Here is an 18739-nt window from a genome sequence, read left to right as displayed (position 1 = left end):
TAATGACGGTTATATATAATTTGCTCGTGGCGAAATGCCGAGAAAACGGAGCAGACTTTCGGGGGCTACGATGTTCATCCCTGTACCTCGCTCGCGCTCACCGGTATCTACAATTCTGTTAAATATGGCCATTCTGTTAGCATCCATCTCTATTCCACCCCAGACAGCCTGCTGGATGTATCTAGAAACAAAGCCAGCGAGGACATCGGCAATCTGAATGCCGATGCTGTCGTGAGAGCAAACGAACTCCAGCTCCGCTGATGCTGAGAACTCGAAATCCGCCGTCTTTAGCGGCAGCTGCATGTTTAGAGCGTTGAAACTCTCCATCACCCCCTTATTCTGGCGCAAGACGTCTCCGAACTGAAGCTGCTCGTCATGGAAGAGCGTCACGCCCGAGACCTGCTTTTCTAGGAAGCGGTTGATCCGGGCATAAACGTGGGTGAAGGATGTCAGATTTGGCAAGACCCATAGAAGCTTGCCCTTTGGTGAGGTGTCCGGGATTGGCAGTGCATTCTCCACCGCCTTTGCCTTCGGAAGCTTTCGAAAATCCTTGAGGCTGTCACGGGTAAAGCGGACGAAAGCATCGGCAACCCCTTCAGTTGGAAGCCGGCTTGTCTCAGCCCACCGGATGATCTGCTTGTAGAAGTCGCGGACCTCGGCGTAGTCACGGCTCTGGCAGCAAGCGACGAAGGCCTGGGCTAACTCAGGCGGCCCATAAATCGCCATATGATCCGCCATTACCCCCTTTATCCATAGCGAGCGCGGCTGGACGTCGCATGCCCCGAGATAGGGAACGACGATCCGATCTATGATATTCGCGATAACGAAATAGTGTTTGTCAACGGCCTCGATGAAGATCGGGCAACCGCGCTCCTCGAGCAGATCGAGAAGGTCGGAGACGAATTGTGGCCGTTCATAGGCTTGTCGAGATTTTACTTCTGGAGATTGCATGCGATGCGCTGTCCTGAGGACATTGAACCTCTCCATGAACGCATCGTCGAGCTCGCAGCCCACAGCGGCAAGCGTGAACATACGCTGCTCAAAGCCATAGGTTTCGCCCCCTGCCTTGGTCAGGTCGCCAGTATTTCCGCTTTCATCGATATAGTATGCCAAGGGCGCAGAATGGGCACGGTCGATGAAGGCTTCTGTCTGTCCCATGGTTTGACGGCCCTCTTATGCCTGTTCGAAAAGTCACTTGTTCCAACCTGAACGATCATTGATCATTTGACCAGCTAGTAGCCATCGCACTTTCAATTGCCCAGTTCGACCCGGTTGAACTCCCGAGGTCCGTGGTGAGCTGGACCACCCTTGGTCTTATGATTTCTGTAGCACCCGTGGCATTATGGCATCCATCACGCGCGTTTCACTGCGCCACTCATCGCAAGAACGTTTGGACAAATGTGGCAACGCAGCATCCCGGTCATTCGAATGCTGGTTTTGGGCGGTATGCGGATCGGCACGAGGCAGGCATCGAGGACGTGGTCGTGCAGTGGAGGCGATGGACCGTTCGAGCGGCAAATCGCACCTGTGATCGGGGGCGTTACGTTGGGCGGGGCGCCTGGAGCGTGATGCGCATGGCCTGTCACGGGTAAGCAAATCCGCCGGTGAATTCGTTGCCGGTCAGGCTGATGAGCATCCGCCGTTGCCATCGTCTCCGTTCCTTGCTCGTCCCATGTCCGCTCCATACGGCCCTTTCAATGGCCTGATCTGGCCGAAGATCGGCTACGCCTCGACCGGCTTGGCGCAACAGCGCCGCCATAGCTTTCTTCCCCTGACGGCAGAGCCGCCATTCCGCGCGGAACAAGAAAGTTCTGCCTTTGCTGTCCGGCCCCCGGCACGCCGGGGGTGCGCCGTCGGTCGTCTCCGGCCTGTCGATCGCCATCGGGCCGCAATGGTGCGGACCCGGAAACGGAAAACGGAGACTTAAAATGGCAACCATCGGCACCTTCAAGAAGGCCGGCAACGAATTCACCGGCGAAATCGTCACCCTCAGCGTCCAGGTCCAGGGCGTGCGCATCGTTCCCGACACCCGCGCCACCGGCGAGAACGCCCCCAGCCACCGGGTCCTGGTCGGCCGCGCCGAGATCGGTGCCGCCTGGTCCAAGCGGTCCAATGAGGGCCGCGACTATCTGGGCCTCAAGCTGGACGATCCGAGCTTCACCGCCCCGATCTACGCCAACCTCTTCGACGACGAGGACGGCGAGAGCTACGCTCTGATCTGGTCCCGCCCCAACGGTCGCCGCGGCGAATAACGCCGTCGCGAGGCCCCGGTCGAAAGGCCGGGGCCGACCGCCAAGCCGGGCAACCGAATCAGTTCCCGAAATTTGCAAGGCCAAAGCGGAACCGCGATGTAAACACGTCAGAATTTTAGTGGCGAATTTTCATTATGCGACTATAATAGTCGTAGTTCTGGCGTTTGCGCCGGGCCGGATGGGAGGTGATCTGCATGATCACCGCCCGACAATCACGGGCCGCGCGGGCGCTTCTTGGCTGGACACAGGAGCAGCTTGCGGATGAGGCCCGGGTATCTTTGACCGCGCTCAAGCGCCTCGAATCCGAAAGCGGGCTCGAGGTCTATGAGACCACGCGCGATCAGGTCCGACGGGCTTTCGAGGCGAATGGCATTCTGCTCCTGAATTCCGACCAGGGGATTGGAGTGATGCATGTTCAGGCGAAGGCCGCCTCAAAGGCCTGACCTTTCCGGCGGGTTTTGCAGGGAGCCGAATTGCGCTAACGCCGTGCTCACAAAACTGTCGACTGGCTGTGTTAGGTTTGTGCAGCAAACGCCGTGGGGATGCGCGTGACGATCAGCAGCTTGCAGGGTGTGCCGCCGCAGGGGGGCGTGGTCACGGAGTATGACCGTCGCCACATGGCGCAGTATATGCGTTTGCTCGATGCTGCAGACGAGGGCGCGAGCTGGCAGGAAGCGGCGCAGATCATCTTGGGCCTCGATACGCAGAAAGAGCCGGAGCGGGCGCGCCTGGTCCACGACGCCCATCTTGAACGCGCGCGCTGGTTGAGTTCCGAGGGCTATCGGCAGTTGGCGGCGGGGCGAACCGGCTGAGGAGGTGATGCGCCGTGCGCATCACCTGATGCCTTGTAGCGGGCTTCCCAAGTGATTGATCTCTTGGAATCCTTTCTCATGATCAACCTAGGGGAGAAGCGATGCCATGCAACCTGATCGCTCGAATTGGCGTGACCAGGCCGCCTACGACTATCTCGATAATCTGGCCGCGCCGGACCTCGGCTGGGAATGCCTGCGCCGCAATCCCGAATATCAGCATGATTACGCGAAGCTCGCAGGAGAACCCCCGGAGAGGGTTGATCTGATGGATCAGGTCGGCCGTCGATGGGGGTTGTGCTTTCCCGATCCGACCCGGGCTGCCCGCTTGCGTAGCGGAGGTGTTCTGGTGTCCGGCGGTCGACACGAGTGCCGTGGTGCTCGTTGCCGCCCCCGAGGCACTTGGCGGAGAGGCTGATCGTCTCAGCGAGGACATCGTCGCCTCGACGGACAGACCGTCCCCGATGGGGGAGCACCTGCGCCACAGGCTGCCGGACGGGACGTACCTGCATCTTGTCGCCCCTTCTGGGTCCCGCCACAGGCTTGTGGCCACCGTTCCTCTCGGCCCTGAGGGTCTCGACCGCATCGAGGCAATCCAGCGGCTCCTGGCGAACCAGCACCGCCGTCGATCCATCCCCCGCGACACCCGTCTGACCGCGCAACAAAAAGCGCGCCTCCGGCGTGTCCTTCAAGCCTCGGACGCCGCCTTCCATGGTGCGACCCAGAAGCAGATCGCCGAGGTCCTGTTCCGGACCGGTCGCCTGGACCGCGATGAATGGCAGGTCTCCTCGGCCCGCTTTGCCGTCTCCAGCCTCCTTCGCGAGGGGCGTGACCTGATCGCTGGCGGCTATCGCAAGCTCCTTCGCCACCAGCGCCGCCTCTAGTTCGGCGATCCCGCGCCGCGGTGTGCGGATTTACCCCTGCTACCTTCCCACTGCATCTGACCGGACGCGCTTCGCCATCGTGACCGTCATCAGCCGCTGTTTCGCGGCACTAGTCACACACAGTAGGGAGACGCCCGATGTCCGCCATCTCAACCGAACTTCCCCCGCGCTATCTGCGCACCAAGGAGGCCGCGCAGTTCCTGAGCCTGTCGGCTCGGACGCTGGAGAAGCACCGGACCTATGGCACCGGTCCCGCGTACCACAAGCTGGGCGGACGCGTGGTCTATGCGATCGAGGACCTGCAGGCCTGGGTCGGACGCGGCGCTGTCACCTCGACATCCGACCCGCGCGGGCAGGTGTTGCCGGCGAAACGCCACACGCTCGCCAATCTGCCGCAGCCCCGCCGCTTCGTGCGCTGACGCAGCGGCAATGCCGTCATGACCGATGGACGCAAACCCCGTTCCGAGCGCGGACAGCTCGATCTGTTCCGCGCGCTGCCCGGGGATTTCGCCCCCAGAGATGCGCAGGACCTCATGGCCTATCCCTTCTTTTCTCTCGCCAAGTCGAAACGGGTCGCACCGATCGACTTTGCCGCTGGCAGCGTCAGCATCCGGGTCGAAGCGGTTCCCGATCACGGCATGGCCACAATCTGGGATGCCGACATCCTGATCTGGGCGGCGAGCCAGATTGTCGAGGCGCGTGACGCGGGGCTGCGCACCTCCCGGCTGATGGCGGCCACCCCATATGAGATCCTCACCTATGTCGGCCGCGGAACCAGTGCGCGGGATTACCAGCGCCTGAAGGCGGCGCTGGATCGTCTCCAGTCGACGACGATCTCCACCTCGATCCGGCAGCCGGCGGAAGGACGCCGCCATCGCTTTTCCTGGATCAACGAATGGCAGGAGCGCAGCGACAGGGATGGGCGGCCGGACGGCATCGAGTTGATCGTGCCCGACTGGTTCTACCGGGCCGTGCTCGACAATGCGCTCGTCCTCACCATTGATCGGGCGTATTTCGACCTGACCGGCGGACTTGACCGCTGGCTGTATCGCCTGGTGCGCAAGCACGGTGGTCGGCAGCGGGATGGCTGGCGTTTCGACTTCCATCATCTTCACCAGAAGTCCGGGGCACTGTCGCCCTTCAAGCGGTTTGCCTTCGAGCTTCGCGACATCATCAGGCGGCAGCCGCTTCCGGGCTACACGCTCTTTCTCGAGACAGAGGTTGGTGGCCGCAAGCTGTTGGCTTTCGAGCCTACTCCGGGCTGTAGAAAACCTGTGAATGGGCTCGTGCTATCGGGAACCCGGGCTATCGTGCTATCGGGAACCGGAGACTCGTGCTATCAGGAACCCAAACAGGGGGTAACGCACGGAAACGAAATAGGAAACCGCCCCCTTAACTTAGAGTCTAACAAAGAGTCTAACTTTGAAGAGCGCGCGCGTGATGTGGAAAACCTCATCCGTGCCACCGCAAAAAGCCTCAGCCAGGCCGGTAAGACGAAGGCAGCCGTCGCCCCATCGGTGCCGCGAACGGCTTCCGATCAGGGTGTCGCAGCAGCCTCCGATCATCCAGATACGCCCCGCCTTCCTCTCGAATTGCCGGGAGGTGGCGAATGATCATCGCTCTGCTCAATCAGAAGGGTGGCGTCGGCAAGACGACGCTGGCGCTCCATATTGCTGGTGAATTGGCGATACAGGGCAAGCGTGTCACCCTGATCGATGCCGACCCGCAAGGCTCCGCCCTGGACTGGTCGCAGCAACGCGCCCGCGAAGGTCTGCCGCGGCTCTTCGGCACCCTCGGCTTGGCCCGTGACACCCTGCACCGCGAAGTCCCTGAACTTGCCCGCACAGTCGATCATGTCGTTATTGATGGCCCACCGCGTGTTGCTGGGCTCATGCGCTCAGCGCTGCTCACCGCCGATCTGGTGCTGATCCCGGTACAGCCCTCGCCATTCGATGGCTGGGCCTCTGTCGAGATGCTGTCCCTCCTTGGGGAGGCCCGCATTTATCGGCCGGAACTTGTCGCCCGCTTCCTGCTCAACCGCTGCAGCGCGCGCACCGTCATCGCCCGGGACACCGCCGAGGCGCTGGCGGATCACAATCCTCCAGTGCTTGCCAGCACGATTGGTCAGCGCGTCGTCTTTGCAGATGCGGCGCAAACCGGTCGCCTCGCCAGTGACATCAACCGTCAATCGCATGCTGCCCGAGAGATCGCGGCGCTGACATCTGAGATCGGGCGCCTCGGTCTTGGAAAGGTGGCGGTATGAGCGGGCGCAATGACAAGCGTGGTTTCGCCGCGCGGCCAGTCGATGCCGAGACCTGGATCAAGGTTGGCGAGGCGCCATCTGCACACGGTCGCGCGGCGGCGATCTACACGGCCCGGCTCACCATCGACATTACCCCGGACCTGCGCGGTCGCATCAAGGTCGCAGCTTTCAGCCGCGGCGTCACTGTCGCTGACATGCTGCGCGAGTTGCTCGGGCGCGAATACCCGGAACCCGAAGGAGAACCACAATGACCGGCTTTGTGATCCCTGGCGTGACCGGAGACGGATCTTTCGACGCCCATTCCGGCGGCGCGCTGACGCGCGTAGAACTGACCTGGGTGGAGAAGCGGATCGAGTTCTGGATCCGGTTCGGCCAAGAAGCCGGAACGCAGATCCTCGACCGCAGCCGCCGCATCGTCTTTTTCCGTCCCGGCGCCGTATTTGGCTTCGTCCGCTGGACGTCGAATGACTATGGAACCGTTGTTTCGCGCATCGACATCGTGCGCGCGATCGCGGCTTGTAACTCCTATCAAACGCTGCCTTTCGTACGCCCCGGTGGCGAGATTTTGTTGAAGATCGAAGGCTGGCCCAAGGTTGAGAAGGTCCTCCGCCATGTCGATGCCATCGAGGGTCTCGGCATCGGTCCTGCCGACGTCGATCCCGACCACTGGCGCCATGTCGCGCATTGGATGAAGGCGGGCGAAGCGCCGCGCGCCTATACGGCGGAACGCCATGCCGCATGGCTCCGGCGTCAGGAGGTGAGCTTCGGTTCGCGCAGCGTGTCGAACGCTCCGGTGAGGCTTTCGAAGAGGCGAACGCAATGAGCCGCGCCCGCTACATCATGGTGACGGTTGCCGCGCTCGCCGCTGTCATCGCCGGCAGCATTCCGACTGCGCCACGGCTGGTCTGGAACGCCTCGGCCAGTGTGCCAATTGGTCTCTACACCATTGCGCCGGTGGGCCGACTCGCGGCGCCAGATCTGGTCGCGGTCATGCCGCCCGAACCCTTTGCAGGTTTCATGGTCGCGCGCGGCTATGTCGGTCGCGATGTGCCGATCCTGAAGCACGTCACCGGGCTGCCGGGACAACGGATCTGCCGTGACGGCGCTGCGATCACCGTCGATGGCAGACACCTGGGGGAGGCGCGAGAGCGCGACAGCCAGGGCCGCGATCTTCCCGTCTGGCAGGGCTGCCGCACCATCGTAGAGGGCGAAGTCTTCCTGATGAACCCGGCGGTCTCTGACAGCTTCGATGGCCGCTACTTCGGTCCGTTCCCCACCTCGGCAGTGATCGGCCGAGCCAGTCCACTGTTCACCGACGAGGGTGGCGATGGCCGCCTCGTCTGGGACGCGCCGGAGCGGTGACGCGCGTCCATCGCGGGGCGCGCAAGCGACCCGCCTCCCATTCACCGCATGAGGAAGGAGCCTCCAATGCCACAGATCGGTCAATTCACCCGCACCCCGTCTGGCTATGCCGGACAACTGCGTACGCTCTCTCTCGACCTGGAACTGACCTTTGTTCCCACCGACGCCGTCGATACCGAGAAAGCTCCCGCCTATCGCATCCATCTCGGTGACGAGGAGGGTCCGGAGGTTGGCGCGGGCTGGAAACACACCGGCGAAACCGCAGGGGCTTTCGTTTCGGTCCTGCTCGATGATCCGGTTTTCCGGCATCCGATACGCGCGCGCCTGTTCCAGTCGGACGAGGAGGGCAGGGCGTGGGGGCTGCACTGGACCCGCCCTAAGAAACGCGACGAGCGGGACTGACGATGATTATGTCCCGCACCCGTCCCGCGTCGGGGAGAGGTGGCATCTGCCGCCGCCTTCTCCTCCTTCTTCTTTCCGGCCTCCTCATCCCGGTCACCGCCACGCAGCCGCTCTTGGCGCAAACCAGTGTGCCCGAACACGCAATCGCCGCGCATCCCTACGCCGCCCAGGTCACCGAGGCGTCGCAGCGCTTCGGCATTCCGACGACCTGGATCATGGCCGTGATGCGGGCAGAGAGCGCGGGCGATCTGCGTGCGGTTTCTTCCGCTGGCGCGATGGGGCTGATGCAGGTCATGCCCGACACCTGGACCGGGCTGCGCATCCGTCATGGTTTTGGCCGAGACCCTTACGATCCGCGTGACAACATCCTCGCGGGCACGGCCTATCTGCGCGAGATGTGGGACCGCTATGGCAATGTCGCGGCGATGCTGGCGGCCTATAACGCCGGTCCCGCCCGCTACGACGAATACCGTTTGGCGGATCGTCCGTTGCCGGCCGAGACGCGCGCCTATGTCGCTGCGCTTGCGCCCGTGCTGCTTGGCGAGCGGCCATCGGGCGGCACTGTTGCTGCAGCCCGGCCGCTCGATTGGCGTGAGGCGGCGATCTTCATCAGCCGCGACGACGGCGGGTCTGCGATCGGTTCTGTGTCGCCTCACCGGACGGTCGGCGGCGCTCCTTCGCCCGTCCCGGCGTTGCCGCAGGCGGGCCTCCCCCCGCAATCTGAGGGCCTCTTCGTCCATCCGGAGACTGGTGAGGTCCGGCCATGATCCGCGCGACGACACTTCGCATGCTATCGTGCTCTGGAGTGCGTTTGAGGGGACGGCCGGTGGTGGCGGGCACCACGACCGAAGGATGGCAGGATAAAAGGGCGCACGGTGCGCGGCGGTTGGGCGGTTGTTTTTGTTCATGTTTTTGCCGCGCTCCGCACCGTGTGGCGCGTGCCTGCACCGTGCGAGATGTGCCTAAGGTTCTGATATTCAGTGTAGTTTCGCACTGTGTGGGGATTTGCCATGCGCGGTGATCGCGAGTTCCGCATCCGCCCGGGGCGTATCCGCTCTACCCGGGCGCAGCAGGCCCGGCCCTTCATCGCACAGGCTCTGGCTGCCGCGAAAAAGGCCGGCGGTGGCGTCTCGCGGGCCGGGCGCGTCACCACGGGCAATCGGTCCAGATTCGGGCGCGGTCAGCGTGCCAGCATTCAGGCCAACCGCCTCATCACCGCCCGCACACGCGGCGCGGTGTTCAAGGCGCGTGTGGTCCGGCACAGCGGGAAATCCGCGCCCCTCGGAGCCCACCTCGATTACCTGCGCCGGGACGGCGTGACCCGGGACGGGGAGAAGGCCAGGCTCTTCGGGCCCGGAACGGAGGATGCCGATGGCCGGGCCTTTGCCGGGCGGTGTCGCGATGACCGTCATCATTTCCGTTTCATCGTCTCACCCGACGACGCGCCGGACATGTCCGACCTGCAATCCTTCACCCGCGATCTCGTCCGGCGGATGGAGCAGGATCTCGGCACATCTCTTGACTGGGTCGGCGTCGATCACTGGAACACCGCCCATCCGCATGTCCATCTGATCGTTCGGGGTACGCGCGACGACGGCCAGGATCTCGTGATCTCGCGGGACTACATCAAGGAGGGCATGCGGGACAGGGCACGGGATCTCATCACCCAGGAACTGGGCCCACGTAGCGATCTCGACATCCGCCGGACACTTGAGCGACAGATCGGGGCCGAGCGCTGGACGCAGCTCGACCGTCAGTTGCTGCGGGATGCAGGGCGTTCGCGCATCCTCGACATGGCGCCGGATGCGGATCGGCAGCCGGATGCGTTTCACACACTGAAGGTCGGGCGGTTGCGCCGGCTGGAAATGCTCGGCGTCGCCGACCAGATCGGACAGTCGCAATGGCACATCAGGGACGATGCCGAGGCAGTCCTGCGCGAGATGGGGGAGCGTGGCGACATCATCAAGCGGATGCATCGTGCCCTGACGGACCGGGGGATCGAGCGCGGGGCCTCGAGCTTTGTGCTTGCCGCGGAGAGGCTCGATGTTCCCGTCATCGGTCGTCTGGTCCAGCGGGGTCTCGATGACGAGCTGAAGGGGACAGCCTATGCCGTCGTCGATGGTGTCGATGGCCGGAGCCACCATGTCCGTCTGCCCCATCTCGACGCTGCCGGTGACAGCGCCGCCGGCTCGATCGTGGAACTCCGCACCTATGACGATGCGCGCGGCCAGCGTCGTGTCGCACTGGCGGTTCGGTCAGACCTGGACCTCGCTGCGCAGGTGATCGCGCCCGGGGCGACCTGGCTCGACCGGCAGGCCATCGCGCGGGAACCGCTTGCGCTGTCGGACCAGGGCTTTGGTGCCGAGGTCCGGCAGGCCCTGGACGCCCGGGGCGATCATTTGACCTCGGAGGGGCTGGCCGAGCAGCGGGGCGGCAGAGTGGTCTTTGCCCGGCGCCTGCTCGGAACCTTGCGCGACCGGGAGCTGCAGGCGGTTGGCGCGCAGCTCTCGGGGGAGACCGGGTTGCCGTTCAACAAGGCGGAAGCGGGCGACTACGTCAGCGGCCTATATCGCCAGCGTCTCGCGCTGGCTTCGGGGCGCTTTGCAATGATCGAGGGCTATGGAGCTGACGGCGCGCTCGGCTTCCAGCTGGTGCCCTGGTCCCCTTCCCTCGAAAAACACCTCGGACGGGACGTTACCGGCGTCGCGCGCGGAGACGGCGGGGTCGATTGGGACTTCGGCCGCAAGCTCGGTCTTGGCCTCTGATCAAAACACAGGAAAGGAGCGACAGTCATGTCCGCAACAAAAATCCTTTGGGGGCAGATCTCCATCGTCTTCCTCATCATTCTGGCCACCACCTGGGGCGCGACGCAATACGTGGCCGCGAGCCTCGGCTATCAGGCACAGCTGGGCCCGCCCTGGTTCGTGCTGTTCGGGACGCCCGTCTACTATCCTCCCGCCATCTTCTGGTGGTGGTATTTCTATGAGGCCTACGCGCCACCGGTCTTTGCGACAGGTGGGATCATCGCCGCCTCGGGGGGCTTCATTGCTATCGGGGTGGCCATCGCTATGTCGGTCTGGCGCGCCCGCGAGGCCCGCAACGTCGCGACCTATGGATCTGCCCGATGGGCGGAGATGGGCGAGGTGAAGGCGGCCGGACTTCTTGATCCGGATGGCGTGGTCCTCGGTCGCTATGACCGGGAATACCTGCGCCACGATGGGCCGGAGCATGTGCTCTGCTTCGCACCGACGCGCTCCGGCAAGGGCGTAGGGCTGGTCGTGCCCACTCTTCTCACTTGGCCCGGCTCGGCCATCGTTCATGACATCAAGGGCGAGAACTGGCAGTTGACCGCCGGGTTCCGGGCCCGGCACGGTCGGGTCCTGCTGTTCGATCCGACCAATCCGAACTCTTCGGCCTACAACCCGCTGCTGGAAGTGCGTTGCGGGGAATGGGAGGTTCGCGATGTCCAGAATATCGCGGATATTCTCGTCGATCCCGAGGGAAGTCTGGAGCGGCGAAACCACTGGGAGAAGACCAGCCACAGCCTGCTCGTCGGTGCGATCCTGCACGTCCTCTATGCCGAGAAGGACAAGACGCTGGCCGGTGTCGCCAACTTCCTGTCCGACCCGCAGCGTCCCGTGGAGTCCACACTCCGCGCGATGATGCGGACGTCACATCTGGGCGGGGCGGGGCCGCATCCCGTGGTCGCCAGTGCCGCCCGCGAATTGCTCAACAAATCCGAGAATGAACGCTCCGGTGTGCTGTCGACGGCGATGTCTTTCCTTGGCCTCTATCGCGACCCTGTCGTCGCCCAGGTCACGCGCCGCTGCGACTGGCGGATCGGCGACATTGTCGGGGGAGCGCGACCTGTCACGCTGTATCTCGTGGTGCCGCCATCTGACATCAATCGCACCAAGCCGCTCATCCGCCTGATCCTCAACCAGGTCGGCCGACGCCTGACCGAAGACCTGCAGGGCAAGGATGACCGGCATCGGCTGCTGCTGATGCTTGATGAGTTCCCGGCGCTCGGCCGGTTGGATTTCTTCGAGAGCGCGCTGGCCTTCATGGCGGGCTACGGGCTGAAGAGCTTCCTCATCGCCCAGTCGTTGAACCAGATCGAGAAGGCCTACGGCCCGAATAATTCGATCCTCGACAATTGCCACGTCCGGGTGAGCTTCGCGACCAATGATGAGCGTACGGCCAAACGGGTTTCTGATGCTCTTGGCACGGCAACCGAGATGAAGGCGATGAAAAACTATGCCGGGCACCGTCTGGCGCCCTGGCTCAGCCATCTCATGGTGTCCCGGTCGGAAACCGCGCGGGCCTTGCTCACCCCCGGAGAAATCATGCAGCTGCCGCCTTCAGAAGAGATTGTCATGGTGGCAGGCACTCCGCCGATCCGCGCGACGAAAGCACGGTATTACGAAGATTCGCGGTTTACCGAACGGGTCTTGCCGCCACCCGACTTGGTGGAGGTGGGCGCCTCGGGGAAGGATGACTGGAGCGGTCTGGCCGTACCAACGCAGGACGTCGAGCTGGAGCCAGTCTCCGAGACGGGACCGGAGGATGAGGACCCGACAGCGTCAGAGCGCCGTCTTCAGCCGGAGCTGGCGCAGCCTCAGCCGGTCGACAAGCAGACGCTTCTCGAGAACGAGTTTGAATTCGACCCACCCGAGGATGAGGAGGATGGCGCCGTCCGTAACCGCAGTGTCATGCAGCAGATGCGTGGTGTTGCACGTCAGATCTCCCTCAATCCCGATGATGGCATGGAGCTTTGATCATGACCACCAGCCGCAAGAAGACGAAGATTTCGGTCTACCTCGATCCTGAGGTCATGCAGATGCTGGCGGAGTTTGCCGCCCGGCGTGATCGATCCCAATCGATGGTGGCCGAGGCAGCGATCGCATCCTTTCTCTCCCCGGATGACGCAGAGCGCCGCGAGGCGGTTCTGGCCAGGCGCCTGGATCAAATCGACAGGCGGATCACCCGGCTGGAACGCGATGTCGGGATCTCCGTCGAAAGCCTGGCGGTGTTCATCCGTTTCTGGCTTGCGACAACACCGGCTCTGCCGGAACCCGCGGCCAAAGCGGCGCGGGCAAAGGCTGGGGAGCGCTACGAGGCGTTTATCTCAGCTCTCGGTCGGCGCCTCGCACAGGGGCCGAAGCTGCGGCAGGAGGTGTCGGAGGATGTGGACGGGGGGCTCAGGTAGCTGAAAGGATGTCACCTGTCTCAGCCGCAGACGTCGGAACTGTAGCCGTGATCACCGTGTCCGGGTTGATCGGCCCACTGCCGCCGTTCAGGATCGCGCCTCGCTGCTATGCGGCATTCACCATACCTGCCGTTCGATACACAGTGCAGCATTTTCAAAGGTCAGACGGGAGCGATGCGGGACGAAGCTGCCGGTCGCTCTGCATCATGCGGATCAGCATTCTAACGCGCGGCGATAGAGATCAAATCAAGCCCTGCCGCGAAATTTCCATCAGCACCTTGTCGAGATATCGCGTGTTGGTTGGCCAAACTGACCCATTGATTTGGTCTACACATTCGGCCACGGTGGCGTCAGGCAGGCTAAAGAGTAGAGCAGCTTGTTCGTCGTTAGGCTCAGCGCACAGGGTATTAGCATGAGCAATTTCTTATGACCAATGCGCATACCGATAAGTATTCAGCCGGCGAGCAAGGTCTTGGATATATCTATCAGGCGCGTCTTTCCCTGCTGCACCTGCTTCAGTTGCCGGAGGATACGACCGTTTGTCTCGAAAAGGACGATGATCTCGATTTCATTGCTACCGACGGTGGCAAGTCCCTCGCTTCACTCAAACACAAAGCAGTCGGTGACAAGTTAACCGATCTGTCGACCGATTTCTGGAAGTCCGTCAATATTTGGCTGCTGCGGTATAAGCGGGATGGTCGTGCTGCATCAAATTTGCGGTTCTTCCTGTTCACCACCGGCACGGTATCGTCGGACTCTTTCCTTGCTGGCCTCCTCCCGGATCGACCAGTCGCTTCGGGTGATGCGGCAACACTGGCCCAGCTTGCCAACGAAGCACTCAGCAAGTCGAGGTCGAAACTTATCACGCCGATTGCCGTATTATTCAATGAACTTAGCGATTCAGAGAAGCAGGACTTCCTGGAACGCGTCCTGATCCTCGATGGTAGCCCGCGCATTGTCGACATCCCGACAATCATAAGGGACAAACACATGCGAAGCATCCGGCGCGAGCACAGGGAGTTCGTCTTTCAGAGACTGGAAGGCTGGTGGACCGACGCAGTGATCAAACACTTGACTGGTGCCAGACCGGAAGGGATCTTCGGCTACGAAGTGTCGGACAAGCTCTCAAGCTTCGCCGAAGAATACAAGGCAGACAACCTTCCTATCACCTTCCGCGGAAAGCTGCCTGCCGACGAGATTGACACCGATTCAGATCCACGCCTGTTCGTGGCGCAACTGCGCGAGATTGGTATTTCCTCCAATCGGATCAGGAGCGCGATTCTGGATTATTATCGGGCGTTCGAACAACGATCGGCCTGGGCCCGCGAGAATCTGCTCGTATTGGGAGAGGTCGAGGAGTACGAAGATCGCCTCACCGATGAATGGGGTCGCTATAAAGACGTCGCCTTTGAGAAGCTGACGGACGACAGTGCGGAGGATGCGCTGCGCGAAGCCGGCGCGACTCTCTACAACTGGGCGGAATTTGAGACTGGAAAGATCGAATCTCTACGCATTCGCGCACGGGTGACGGAGCCCTATGTCCTTCGCGGCAGCTTTCACATTCTGGCGGATTCCACCCCCGGACCCAAGGTTTATTGGCACCCAAGATTTCTCGACCGACTTGGCAATGTCCTGGGGGTCGCCTCGTGAAGCGATGGGATCAGCGCCCCTTTGAAATTCGGAACCTTTTCAATCCTGCATTCTGCGGCTTGGTCCTGTTCCGTGCCCTGCACGGCTACGAGGAAGAAGACGATCGCGGCATGCCCTTTTCGCTGTCGCTGCTTGTATTGCCACTGTGCCTACACAAGGATTCGCGCGAGATAATCGCCGGCAGTCCACGCAGTTACCTGCTCAAGACCGCAGAGAAGAACCAGCAAATCATGGTGGGCTTCGCCGACCGTGTCACGCAGATGCTGCCGTATGCCTTCGAGGGGTTCGGTCTGCTTATGGAACGGGGCTGCATCGACGTCTCGGACGACGGTCGCATCCAGACCGTACCCAAGAAGGTCCGCAAGAGCGTCGATGGAACCGCCGAAACCGTCGCCTGCCAGAAGGTGGCTCGGATCGTCGGAAAGGAATTTGCACGCATTGCCGACCGGGCGACGGTTTATGCGACTTTCGGGATTCGACCATGAAGATCAGATCCATCCACATCTACAGCCATGACGGCCAGCGCCGTGACATCCGGTTTAAGGTAGACGGGCTCAACGTCATCACCGGTCGCTCCTCTACCGGCAAGTCTGCGCTCTCCGAGATCATCGAGTACTGCATGGGACGCTCCTCGTTCAACGTCCCCGAAGGCATCATCCGTGACAAGGTGTCTTGGTTTGCCGTGATCTACCAGTTCGAGAAAGAACAGGTGCTGATTGCCAAGCCAACCCCGCCAGGAGGTGGCGCGAGTTGCAGCACGGCGATGTTGCGAAGGGGTGCCCAATTGGAGGTGCCCGAGTTCAAGGATCTGGCGGTCAACACTGACGATGACAGTATTGTCGAACTGCTGTCGCGCTTGCTCGGCATTCCCGAGAACCGCACGGAAGTCGCGCCTGAGCACAGCAGAGTTAGCTACGACGCGAACGTCAAGCACACGTTCTACTATCTGTTCCAGAAGCAGGGGCTGGTCGCCAACAAAGATCAACTTTTCTATCGCCAGAACGAGCAGTTCCAACCGCAGGCGATCCGCGACACGTTGCCAATCTTGCTTGGCGTCTCGTCACACGATCGCTACGAGTTGGAATCCAGGCTGCGCTTAGCGCAGCGCGATCTGAGGATCAGCAACAAGAAGCTGGATCAGGCACGCGACGCTGTCGACACGTCGCACGAACAAGCTATCGGCCTCTACTCGGAAGCCAAGACAGTCGGGGTCATCGGCAACACCGACGAGAACCCGAATGCCGACGGGATCATCGACGCATTGAGGTTGGCTCTGTCGTGGAAGCCCGAAACCGTGCCAGACGACGACGGCAGCCGGGTTTCGTTTCTGGAAGATGAGCTGGCCCAACTGCGTCAGGATCGCCGTGATACGCAGGCCCGGATTGACGCGGCACGACAGTTCGCCAAGCGGGCGCGCGGCTACGAAAATGAGGCCGCCGAACAGATAGACCGGCTGGCCTCAATCAAGGCACTGCCGAAGAACCCCGACAGCGGCGAATGGCGATGGCCGTTCAGCGAACAAAACTTGGCGCTGGAATCCCCGGTCGCCGTCGTTCTGCTCAATGAATTGGAAACGCTCGACAAAGAGTTACGCATCGCCACCGGCCAGCGCCCCAAGCTCGAAGCCTACCTAGCCGAACTGGTCGGCAAAGCGGATGGGATCGCGGGCGATATCAAGCAGAAGGAAGCGGAGCTATCCGCGGCGATCTCAGCCAACGAAGTCATCGCCCAAATGGGTACCCGCAACAACGCGGCCGCGCGCGTGGTTGGCCGTATCAGCCTGTTCCTGGAAACGCTCCTCCCGAATGAGGATCTTGCCAAACTGGAATCGGAGAATCGCCGTCTCAACAACAAAGTTAAGCAGCTTGAGGAGCAGATAGGCGCTGACGACAGCAACGAACGCCTGACCTCGATCCTCAACAACATTTCCGCACAGGTGTCGCAATACATCCAGAAGTTCAACGCCGAATTCGGTCCTTACCCTGCGCGGCTCAACCTGCCGAAGTTGACAATCGTCTTCGATCGACCCGAGCGTCCTGTGCCAATGGGCAGGACTGGCGGCGGCGAGAACCATTTGGCCTACCATCTGTCAGCATTGCTCGCCCTGCATCTATTCGCGGCTCAGAACAACCGTCCGATTCCGCGCTTCCTGTTGATCGACCAACCAACCCAAGTCTACTTCCCCTCCGAGCAGGTATACAGGGATGCCGATGGTTCGGTGCAGAAGACGGAAGCCGACGCCGACCTCGATGCTGTGCGCCGGTTGTTCGAGCTGTTGCTGAAGTTCACCCAAGACGATGTTCCAGGCTTCCAATTGATCGTCACTGAGCATGCGAATCTTCGTGATCAGTGGTTTCAGGACGCACTCATCGAAATACCATGGACTAAACCCCCCGCATTGGTCCCAGAGGATTGGCCGCAAGAAAAGGAGAACTGAGCAGTTGAACGATCGCAATGCCCTGAAGCGCATCCCATCGTTTTCGTCGACCCGGTTTCCTCTCTTGATCACCTGCACCGTGATCGAGTTGCCGCGCGCTTGGCCGAAGTGGGCGCCAGCCGCCAGGTGATCGTGTTTACGCATGACATGGCCTTTCTGCTGCTACTCGACGAAGCGTAAGCATGCGCCGAGGGCCGTCTGGCGGGAATGCTGTCTTTCAGGCTACCGGACGCCCTTATGGACGCACACGAAGCCCCCCGCATTCAGGTTTTGGCGGTTTCCGACTTTGGGCGCCGTCGCCGTTGGACGGATGCCGAGAAGGTCCGGATTGTTAAGGAGAACTACGGTCCAGGCTTGAAGATGGCCGAGAAAGCGCGACGGCATGAGATTTCGCGGTCTGTGCTCGCCGGCATTCGAGTTCGCCAAGAGAAGGCCGCATGATATTGCTCTGTCGTGCCAATGAGATTTCTGAGAGGCTCTCACAGAGTGGAGGTGTTTTATGCAATACAATCGGGAAATGGCTGATTTGGCGTCGGAACTTTTCCGTGTCTTCGCCCAGTTTGAACGCCGATCATCTCCGTGTGCCCACGCAAGGTGTCGCCCTGACGGGCACGGCACTGCTCTTCAAGGTAGGCGTTGAAGCTCTCCCAATCCGGGAAGTGGGGGATCGGCACCATGTGGTTGCGGCGCACGTAGCCCACCATCCCCTCGACATTGCCCTTGTCATTCCCTTTGCCCGGCCGCCCGTAGCGGTCTCGGAACAGGTAGTGCGACAGCAATCCGCTGAACTGCGTCGCGCGGACCCGTGTCCCATCCGGCTGGATCTTCGAGACCAGGCAACGGTCGTTGTCATAGAGAACCGACAGAGGCACCCCGCCAAAGAAGGCAAAGGCATGCACATGCCCGTCCATCCAGGCCTCCGCCGTCGCCGCCGGATAGGCCCGCACGAAGTAGGCATCGCTGTGCGGCAAATCCAGGACGAAGAAGTGGGCCTTTTGTTCGACACCCCCGATCACAACCAACGCTTCGCCAAAATCGGCTTGCGCATGGCCCGGCGGATGCGCCAGCGGCACGAACATCTCACGGGTGCGTCGTTCACGCTGCCGAACGTAGTCCTTGATAATCGTATAGCCGCCGGTGAACTCGTGTTCCGCCTTGAGCCGCTCGTGGATCCGCTTCGCTGTGTGGCGCTGCTTGCGAGGCAACTTCTTGTCCTCTTCAAGCCAGCCGTCGATGATCTCGCTGAACCCATCAAGCTTGGGACGCTTGATCTCCTTCGTGCGCCGGTATCCCGGCGGCGATGAGAACGCCAACATCTTGCGAACGCTGTCGCGCGATATGTTGAAATGGCGCGCCAGATCCCGCTGGCTCATCCCCTCGCTGCGCGCCAGCCTGACCTTCAGATAAAGTTCCACGGTGTAAATCTCCTCGCCCTCCCTGCTGCCGCAAGAAGGGAAAAAGTGGACGACTT

General features: G+C 61.8%; 21 protein-coding genes and 1 pseudogene. 20 read left to right on the top strand and 2 right to left on the bottom strand.

Annotated elements, in window-relative coordinates; all coding sequences use genetic code 11:
• Positions 1 to 9: 9 nt before the first annotated feature.
• On the bottom strand, positions 10 to 1158 hold the full coding sequence (locus tag DY252_RS20930) for a DUF3800 domain-containing protein (protein ID WP_064790310.1): 1149 nt from the start codon (positions 1156 to 1158) through the stop codon (positions 10 to 12).
• A gap of 770 nt (positions 1159 to 1928) precedes the next feature.
• Between DY252_RS20930 and DY252_RS20920 the strand changes: the two genes are divergently transcribed.
• From DY252_RS20920 to DY252_RS22795, 20 genes are all read left to right on the top strand, one after another.
• Positions 1929 to 2252 (top strand): DUF736 domain-containing protein, encoded by a 324-nt coding sequence (locus DY252_RS20920; RefSeq protein ID WP_064790312.1) that lies wholly within the window; start codon positions 1929 to 1931, stop codon positions 2250 to 2252.
• A gap of 194 nt (positions 2253 to 2446) precedes the next feature.
• Positions 2447 to 2695 carry a helix-turn-helix domain-containing protein gene (locus DY252_RS20915; protein ID WP_009573769.1) on the top strand — a complete coding sequence of 83 codons (249 nt, stop codon included), beginning with the start codon at positions 2447 to 2449 and terminating at the stop codon, positions 2693 to 2695.
• A 105-nt stretch (positions 2696 to 2800) separates the two neighbouring features.
• Positions 2801 to 3064, top strand: coding sequence for a DUF2285 domain-containing protein (locus DY252_RS20910; RefSeq protein WP_258549195.1), 264 nt, complete (start codon positions 2801 to 2803; stop codon positions 3062 to 3064).
• Between the two features lie 106 nt (positions 3065 to 3170).
• Positions 3171 to 3479, top strand: a complete 309-nt coding sequence (locus DY252_RS22800; RefSeq protein WP_220151441.1) for a transcriptional regulator domain-containing protein — start codon at positions 3171 to 3173, stop codon at positions 3477 to 3479.
• Positions 3439 to 3945, top strand: a complete 507-nt coding sequence (locus tag DY252_RS20905) for a DUF2285 domain-containing protein (RefSeq protein WP_197482602.1) — start codon at positions 3439 to 3441, stop codon at positions 3943 to 3945. Before DY252_RS22800 ends, DY252_RS20905 begins: the two co-directional genes overlap by 41 nt.
• A 137-nt stretch (positions 3946 to 4082) precedes the next feature.
• Complete coding sequence (locus DY252_RS20900) at positions 4083 to 4364, top strand: helix-turn-helix transcriptional regulator (RefSeq protein WP_064790316.1); 282 nt, start codon at positions 4083 to 4085, stop codon at positions 4362 to 4364.
• Positions 4365 to 4382: 18 nt separating this feature from the next.
• On the top strand, positions 4383 to 5558 hold the full coding sequence (locus tag DY252_RS20895) for a replication initiator protein A (protein ID WP_064790317.1): 1176 nt from the start codon (positions 4383 to 4385) through the stop codon (positions 5556 to 5558).
• Complete coding sequence (gene parA, locus DY252_RS20890) at positions 5555 to 6208, top strand: ParA family partition ATPase (RefSeq protein ID WP_064790318.1); 654 nt, start codon at positions 5555 to 5557, stop codon at positions 6206 to 6208. The genes DY252_RS20895 and parA overlap by 4 nt, the downstream gene beginning before the upstream one ends.
• Positions 6205 to 6459 (top strand): ribbon-helix-helix protein, encoded by a 255-nt coding sequence (locus DY252_RS20885; RefSeq protein ID WP_064790319.1) that lies wholly within the window; start codon positions 6205 to 6207, stop codon positions 6457 to 6459. The genes parA and DY252_RS20885 overlap by 4 nt, the downstream gene beginning before the upstream one ends.
• The gene (locus tag DY252_RS20880; protein ID WP_064790320.1) at positions 6456 to 7031 is read left to right on the top strand and encodes a DUF2840 domain-containing protein; all 576 of its coding nucleotides are present in this window, start codon (positions 6456 to 6458) and stop codon (positions 7029 to 7031) included. The genes DY252_RS20885 and DY252_RS20880 overlap by 4 nt, the downstream gene beginning before the upstream one ends.
• Entirely contained in the window at positions 7028 to 7570 is a 543-nt protein-coding gene (locus tag DY252_RS20875) for a S26 family signal peptidase (protein ID WP_064790321.1), read from the top strand. Before DY252_RS20880 ends, DY252_RS20875 begins: the two co-directional genes overlap by 4 nt.
• 66 nt (positions 7571 to 7636) lie before the next feature.
• Positions 7637 to 7972: a DUF736 domain-containing protein gene (locus DY252_RS20870; protein WP_064790322.1), complete on the top strand. Its 336-nt coding sequence runs from the start codon at positions 7637 to 7639 to the stop codon at positions 7970 to 7972.
• Positions 7973 to 7980: 8 nt separating this feature from the next.
• Positions 7981 to 8739, top strand: coding sequence for a lytic transglycosylase domain-containing protein (locus DY252_RS20865; RefSeq protein WP_309471288.1), 759 nt, complete (start codon positions 7981 to 7983; stop codon positions 8737 to 8739).
• 243 nt (positions 8740 to 8982) lie between these two features.
• Complete coding sequence (locus DY252_RS20860) at positions 8983 to 10737, top strand: relaxase/mobilization nuclease domain-containing protein (protein ID WP_064790324.1); 1755 nt, start codon at positions 8983 to 8985, stop codon at positions 10735 to 10737.
• Positions 10738 to 10764: 27 nt separating this feature from the next.
• Entirely contained in the window at positions 10765 to 12750 is a 1986-nt protein-coding gene (locus DY252_RS20855) for a conjugal transfer protein TraG (protein WP_064790325.1), read from the top strand.
• A gap of 2 nt (positions 12751 to 12752) precedes the next feature.
• Positions 12753 to 13181 (top strand): hypothetical protein, encoded by a 429-nt coding sequence (locus DY252_RS20850; protein WP_064790326.1) that lies wholly within the window; start codon positions 12753 to 12755, stop codon positions 13179 to 13181.
• A 426-nt stretch (positions 13182 to 13607) separates the two neighbouring features.
• Entirely contained in the window at positions 13608 to 14831 is a 1224-nt protein-coding gene (locus DY252_RS20845) for an ABC-three component system protein (RefSeq protein ID WP_064790327.1), read from the top strand.
• Positions 14828 to 15316, top strand: a complete 489-nt coding sequence (locus DY252_RS20840) for a three component ABC system middle component (RefSeq protein ID WP_064790328.1) — start codon at positions 14828 to 14830, stop codon at positions 15314 to 15316. Before DY252_RS20845 ends, DY252_RS20840 begins: the two co-directional genes overlap by 4 nt.
• Positions 15313 to 17268 (top strand): DUF3732 domain-containing protein, encoded by a 1956-nt coding sequence (locus DY252_RS20835; RefSeq protein WP_064790329.1) that lies wholly within the window; start codon positions 15313 to 15315, stop codon positions 17266 to 17268. Before DY252_RS20840 ends, DY252_RS20835 begins: the two co-directional genes overlap by 4 nt.
• 207 nt (positions 17269 to 17475) lie before the next feature.
• Positions 17476 to 17709, top strand: a complete 234-nt coding sequence (locus DY252_RS22795; RefSeq protein ID WP_064790330.1) for a transposase — start codon at positions 17476 to 17478, stop codon at positions 17707 to 17709.
• A 65-nt stretch (positions 17710 to 17774) separates the two neighbouring features.
• Here DY252_RS22795 and istA read toward each other — a convergent pair.
• Positions 17775 to 18683 (bottom strand): annotated as a pseudogene (gene istA / locus DY252_RS20825) (IS21 family transposase); the annotation flags it as partial.
• Positions 18684 to 18739 lie beyond the last annotated feature (56 nt).

This window comes from Thalassospira indica, assembly GCF_003403095.1.
Classification (GTDB): domain Bacteria; phylum Pseudomonadota; class Alphaproteobacteria; order Rhodospirillales; family Thalassospiraceae; genus Thalassospira; species Thalassospira indica.
This window is presented reverse-complemented; position numbering and strand designations above follow the sequence as displayed.

Bases quoted from the DNA above. Each gene is read 5' to 3' on its own strand.
- DY252_RS20895 (WP_064790317.1), top strand. From the start codon at position 4,383: ATGACCGATGGACGCAAACCCCGTTCCGAGCGCGGACAGCTCGATCTG.
- DY252_RS20880 (WP_064790320.1), top strand. From the start codon at position 6,456: ATGACCGGCTTTGTGATCCCTGGCGTGACCGGAGACGGATCTTTCGAC.
- DY252_RS20845 (WP_064790327.1), top strand. From the start codon at position 13,608: ATGACCAATGCGCATACCGATAAGTATTCAGCCGGCGAGCAAGGTCTT.
- DY252_RS20850 (WP_064790326.1), top strand. From the start codon at position 12,753: ATGACCACCAGCCGCAAGAAGACGAAGATTTCGGTCTACCTCGATCCT.
- DY252_RS20855 (WP_064790325.1), top strand. From the start codon at position 10,765: ATGTCCGCAACAAAAATCCTTTGGGGGCAGATCTCCATCGTCTTCCTC.
- DY252_RS20920 (WP_064790312.1), top strand. From the start codon at position 1,929: ATGGCAACCATCGGCACCTTCAAGAAGGCCGGCAACGAATTCACCGGC.
- DY252_RS20900 (WP_064790316.1), top strand. From the start codon at position 4,083: ATGTCCGCCATCTCAACCGAACTTCCCCCGCGCTATCTGCGCACCAAG.
- DY252_RS20875 (WP_064790321.1), top strand. From the start codon at position 7,028: ATGAGCCGCGCCCGCTACATCATGGTGACGGTTGCCGCGCTCGCCGCT.
- DY252_RS20860 (WP_064790324.1), top strand. From the start codon at position 8,983: ATGCGCGGTGATCGCGAGTTCCGCATCCGCCCGGGGCGTATCCGCTCT.
- DY252_RS20915 (WP_009573769.1), top strand. From the start codon at position 2,447: ATGATCACCGCCCGACAATCACGGGCCGCGCGGGCGCTTCTTGGCTGG.
- parA (WP_064790318.1), top strand. From the start codon at position 5,555: ATGATCATCGCTCTGCTCAATCAGAAGGGTGGCGTCGGCAAGACGACG.
- DY252_RS20885 (WP_064790319.1), top strand. From the start codon at position 6,205: ATGAGCGGGCGCAATGACAAGCGTGGTTTCGCCGCGCGGCCAGTCGAT.
- DY252_RS22800 (WP_220151441.1), top strand. From the start codon at position 3,171: ATGCAACCTGATCGCTCGAATTGGCGTGACCAGGCCGCCTACGACTAT.
- DY252_RS20865 (WP_309471288.1), top strand. From the start codon at position 7,981: ATGTCCCGCACCCGTCCCGCGTCGGGGAGAGGTGGCATCTGCCGCCGC.
- DY252_RS20835 (WP_064790329.1), top strand. From the start codon at position 15,313: ATGAAGATCAGATCCATCCACATCTACAGCCATGACGGCCAGCGCCGT.
- DY252_RS20930 (WP_064790310.1), bottom strand. From the start codon at position 1,158: ATGGGACAGACAGAAGCCTTCATCGACCGTGCCCATTCTGCGCCCTTG.
- DY252_RS22795 (WP_064790330.1), top strand. From the start codon at position 17,476: ATGCTGTCTTTCAGGCTACCGGACGCCCTTATGGACGCACACGAAGCC.
- DY252_RS20870 (WP_064790322.1), top strand. From the start codon at position 7,637: ATGCCACAGATCGGTCAATTCACCCGCACCCCGTCTGGCTATGCCGGA.